Origin of the sequence: Nocardia sp. NPDC058058, assembly GCF_042885355.1 — a bacterium.
GTDB lineage: Bacteria > Actinomycetota > Actinomycetes > Mycobacteriales > Mycobacteriaceae > Nocardia.
This window is the reverse complement of sequence record NZ_JBHVSA010000020.1, coordinates 1-1,556: the sequence shown is the minus strand read 5'-3', so window position 1 is coordinate 1,556 and position 1,556 is coordinate 1. Positions and strand designations below refer to the sequence as shown.

Below are 1,556 nucleotides of genomic sequence, written 5' to 3'. Positions count from 1 at the left end.
CCCTTCACGCGGTAGGCCACGACCTCGGACCCGACCTTGGAGTTGACGTCGCCGATCACCATGACCACCCCGGCGAACGCCGCGAGGGCGCACAGGACCGAGAGGAGCAACAGGATGACGCCGCGGCGCTGGCGTGAGTTCATGTGCCGTACTACCTCGCCGTTCTTCGATCGTTCGGGCGGTCAGGATCTGGCTCTGTACGGGGCGGTGGCGTCGGCGGCGGCCTGCGGCGGCGGCGCCGTGAGCGGGGCGGAGCAGAAGCCGCAGCGGTCTCCGATCAGCTCGGCGCCGCACCAGCGGCACTCCTCGCGGCGGACCGAGGCGACCAGCTGGTAGAGCACGGCGGGATCCGGGATGGCCGCGGCAAACTCGACGAGCTTTCCGGTGGCCCACCAGCCGGGCGAGTCGGCGGGCAGCGGGTTCTCCATGACGCCCTGGACCTGCCAGGCGGGGGCGAGTTCGGCCGTCACCCAGTCGGAGGCGAGCTGGCCCCGGGCAAAGGTGAGGTGGGTGGCGAACTCGGGCCCGGGTGGCAGTCCCGCGCCCCCGGCGTGCGCCCCGCCCCCGCCCCTGCCGCCTCCGCCGCCCAGCTTGACCAGGTGCGGCGCGGGGTTGGCCAGTACGGCGAACTGCGCGCTCGGGGACCAGGACCGGGCGTGGGCCCCGAGGCCGACGGGGACGCGGTCGAGCTTGGCGACCGAGCCCAGCAGGGCGCCCGCGTGGATGTAGTGGGAGAGCAGCCGGGCGGCGGAGGCGATGACTCCGGGGCTGAAGTCGCAGACGCTGAGCTGGCGCAGCTGGCGTACCAGCAGGGCGGTGGCCAGCGGTGGCAGGTCGATGTCGAGGAGCGCGATCCGGTCGGTTTCCAGGATCGCCCGTACGGTGTGCAGCCGCCGGGTCGTCGCGGCGGGCAGCCAGGGCGGTAAGACGACCACGAGGTGTCCGTACCGCTCCAGCAGGGCGGTGGTCTCGGCGAGCGAGCCCTCCAGGTCGAGCCGGTCCGGCGGGTGCAGGACGGCGGCCGCCGGAGTGTGCCGGTCAGGGGCCGGCAGTACCAGGTCGGCGCTGGTGACAGCGATGGCGGTCAGCACGCGGATCCCCCCGTTCACCCTGTACGCCCCGGGCCTTCCCGACGGCCGGCGCGTACGCGCACGTGCTGCGCGACCGCACCCGATCGGCGCCCTTCCCCCTTGCCCCAGCACCATATCCGCGTCACCCCTGGCAGGGCAGGGCCTTGGGAATTCCCGTGCCCTGAGCACCTGTCACAGGTGGCGGGAAATCCGGACAACAGGGATCGCCCTGACGGTCGTTACAAGCCACATCGCACAGACCCTTGACACGGGGATTGGACTAGACCAACTTGGCTGCGGGGCACCCCACATGCCCCCGGCGCGTTCTTCACATCCCCTTCTCCCCCCACCGGAGCCCACGTGAACCGCATACGCTCCCTCGCCCTGCTGGGCGCCGCCACCCTGACCGCCGGCGGTCTGACCGCCCTCGCCACCGGCACCGCGCAGGCCGCCGACGTCAACGTCGTCCGCAACGGGGGCTTCGAG

At 72.7% G+C, this 1,556-nt stretch carries 1 protein-coding gene; it reads right to left on the bottom strand.

The genetic code is table 11. The features are described 5' to 3' along the window. Nucleotides 1-182 precede the first annotated feature (182 nt). Entirely contained in the window at nt 183-1,109 is a 927-nt protein-coding gene (locus tag ACFVUS_RS43835; RefSeq protein ID WP_387781466.1) for a hypothetical protein, read from the bottom strand. Between the last annotated feature and the right edge of the window lie 447 nt (nt 1,110-1,556).